Source organism: Shimia sp. (assembly GCF_041624275.1).
GTDB lineage: Bacteria > Pseudomonadota > Alphaproteobacteria > Rhodobacterales > Rhodobacteraceae > Shimia.
In genome coordinates, this window is the sequence record NZ_JBFJVE010000271.1 from 1 (window position 1) to 2,899 (window position 2,899).

Annotated in this window: 3 protein-coding genes and 1 pseudogene; 1 reads left to right on the plus strand and 3 read right to left on the minus strand. The window is 68.2% G+C overall.

The window, feature by feature from the left end; all coding sequences use genetic code 11:
• From ABZD10_RS14885 to ABZD10_RS14895, 3 genes are all read right to left on the minus strand, one after another.
• On the minus strand, positions 1 to 104 hold a 104-nt coding region (locus tag ABZD10_RS14885; protein ID WP_372887709.1), incomplete at its 3' end, for a GTPase.
• 48 nt (positions 105 to 152) lie between these two features.
• Entirely contained in the window at positions 153 to 1,457 is a 1,305-nt protein-coding gene (locus tag ABZD10_RS14890; RefSeq protein WP_372887706.1) for a PQQ-binding-like beta-propeller repeat protein, read from the minus strand.
• Between the two features lie 53 nt (positions 1,458 to 1,510).
• Positions 1,511 to 2,194, minus strand: a complete 684-nt coding sequence (locus ABZD10_RS14895) for a tetratricopeptide repeat protein (RefSeq protein ID WP_372887707.1) — start codon at positions 2,192 to 2,194, stop codon at positions 1,511 to 1,513.
• Positions 2,195 to 2,417: 223 nt separating this feature from the next.
• Here ABZD10_RS14895 and ABZD10_RS14900 point away from each other — a divergent pair.
• Positions 2,418 to 2,899, plus strand: a pseudogene (locus ABZD10_RS14900) (efflux RND transporter periplasmic adaptor subunit); the annotation flags it as partial.

Sequence of the window (2,899 nt, forward strand, 5' to 3'; positions counted from 1 at the left end):
CCGGGCTGGTCGTCGACCAGCGCCAGTTTCTTGCCCACGAGGCGATTGAACAGGGTGGATTTGCCCACATTGGGCCGCCCCACGATGGCGAGCGTAAAACTCATCTGATGTCTCCGACAGGTCTGAAGACGTCCCGATAAACCATTTCCGGGTCAACGGAAAGCGTGCAATTGCCCATCGCCGCCGACCACGTAGAGAACGCCGCCCGCCACCACCGGGTTGGACGAGGCGCCGCCGGGGATCTCCGCCGAGTAGAGAAGCGCGCCCGAGGCCGGGTCGAAACTGCGCAAAAGCCCGTCGGACGAGGCCACCACCAGCCGGTCGCCGGCCAGGATCGGGCCGTAATGGGCATAGACCGAGGATTGCTTCTTGGGCTTGTCCTTGACGAAATAGGGCAGATCGACGGCCCAGACCGGCGCCCCGTCGCCGGCGTCGAGGCGCACCAGCTGGTTGCGGTCGCTGACCAGGAAGACCGAACCGCCGACCGGCCACACCGGGCTCAGCGCGCCTTCCTGCGCGGTCCACTTGCGGTCGCCGGTTTCCAGATCCAGCGCCACCAGGCGGCCGGAATGGTTGGCGACATAGACCGAGGTGCCGGAAATCACCGGGTCGCCCGAGATGTCGCCGACCTTGTTGACCGCGCGGCCGAGCCGTTCGCCGGCGACACCGGCCTCCCACAGCCGCAGGCCGCCGCGCCGGAAGGTGGTCTGCACCTCGCCCGAGCCGAAGGGGAAGATCACCAGCCGGTCGTTCACTGCCGGGGCGGCCGGGCTCTGGACATTGGCCACCGAGGGCACCGAATTGACCTGCCAGGCGACCTTTCCGGTTTCGGTGTCGATCGCCCATCCGCGCTCGTCGCCCGAGACCAGGTAGACCAGGTTGCCGTAAACCACCGGCGAGCCGCTGCCGATGGCCCCCAGCCGCTGTTCCCAGAGCGTCGCCCCGGTCGCCGGGTCGACCGCCTCGAGACGGCCGAAGCCGGTGGTCACGAACAGCTTGCCGCCGTGATAGGCCAGCCCCCCGCCCGAGGCATCCTTGGGGTTGTCGCGCGGCGGGGTGAGGTTGCGCGACCAGATCGCGGCGCCGGCGGTGCTGGTGGCGCTCAGCGTGCCGGCGGCGTCCATGGTGAAGACCCGGTTCTCGGCCACCACCGGATCGGCGGTGATGCGCTGGCGACGGCTGTTGCCGGCCCCGATCTTGCTGCTCCAGGCCAGCGTCGGGCTGGCCGCGAGCGCGGCATTGGCGGTGCGATAGCCCGGCGAGCCCGGACGGTGGGTCCAGGAGCTGTTGCGCGAGGTGCCCGGCAGGCGGATCGCGCGGGTCTGGTTTTCGAAGGCCGCAAGGCTTTCGCCGCCGCGCAGGTCTTCGCGCTGCCCCTGCAGGATCACGTCGTCATTGCCGCAGGCGGCCAGCAGGGCCACACCGGTCAGGGTCAAAATCCAGTTTCGTGTCGTCACGGCCCGAGCCCCCTGGGTGTTGTTCTTACGGCGGTGTTCTTACGGTATTGTTCTTATTGCGAGGCGGTCTGCCCTGCGATCGCCTCGGGCGTGCCGCCCAAGGCCACAATCAACTGAGTTGCCCGGCGACGCAAGCCTGCTGATACGGCGGAATCCTGCGAAATCGCGTTCAGCCGGTCGATCGCGGCCCCGGTTTCGCCGGTTTCGATATCGATCAGTGCCAGCTGCTCCTGCGCCAGAAGCGCCAGCGGCGCACCGGGCACGGCCAGCGGCTCCAGCAGCGCGCGGCGTTCGTCGGCCGACCGATCGGCACCGCTCAGCGCAACCGACTTGAACAGGGCGATCTGGCGATAGATCTCGGGCATGTCGCTGTCGGCGGCATTGACCAGCCCCTCCAGCGTCGCCGCCGCCCCGGACCTGTCACCGGCGTCAGCCTGATTTGCGGCAAGCAGGAAATCGGCAACCATCTGGGCCTCGGGCGACTCGGTCTCGAGCGACTGCAAGGCGGCGACGCGCGCCGGGATGTCATTGGCCTGAACGGCCCGGAAAATGGCATCTCCCGAGGCCTCGGCGGCGCTGCGGGCGCGGGATTTCTCGACCTCGTTCCAGGCCGCTCCGCCGACGATCAGCAGCACCAGTGCCACGGCGATCCAGCCATATTTGCGCATATAGCCGAACAGGCGCTCGCGGCGCACTTCCTCGGTGACTTCCTCGATGAAACTGTCGGTATCGCTCATACCGCTACTCCCCAAATTTTGCCCCCTCTTACAGGGTTGCTTGGTGACTGCCAAGTCCCGGCATCGTCGGGCGCCGGCGCGGCTTGCGCTGCCTCCGGGGCGGGGCTAAACTGAACCGATCGGTTCAAAACTTATTTCGCCGCGCTTGCAATCCAAGGCCCTGCCATTATGTCGCGGGCAACAAGCAGCGCAGATGCGCCCAACGACAGCGGAGACGACCCAGATGAAACTCGTACCCATGCTCACCGCGATCATGGTGACCGCATTCCTGTATTTCATCGTGGTCGAACGCGACGACCTGCTGGCCTTTGCCTCGGCCCGGACTGCCGAGGACAGCGCGCCACCGGCTGCAACGGGCGCGGTGGACACCGCGCAGGCTGAGGTCGCTTCTGGCGAGGCGAAAGCCGGGCGGCTGGTGCGGGTGGTCGCGATCCGCTCGCAGGCGACCACGATCGACAGCGCCGTGGTGTTGCGCGGCCAGACCGAGGCCGACCGCCAGGTGCAGGTGCGCGCCGAGACCTCGGCCCAGGTGATTTCCGAGCCGCTGCGGCGCGGCGCCAAGGTCCAGAAAGACGACATCCTCTGCGAACTTGACCCGGGCAGCCGCGAAGCCTCGCTGGCCGAGGCGCTGGCGCGGCTCGACGAGGCCCGGGCACGGGTGCCGGAAAGCCGGGCGCGGCTCGACGAGGCGCAGGCGCGGCTCGA

Coding starts and splice junctions, on each gene's coding strand:
- ABZD10_RS14895 (WP_372887707.1), bottom strand. CDS start 2,194: ATGAGCGATACCGACAGTTTCATCGAGGAAGTCACCGAGGAAGTGCGC.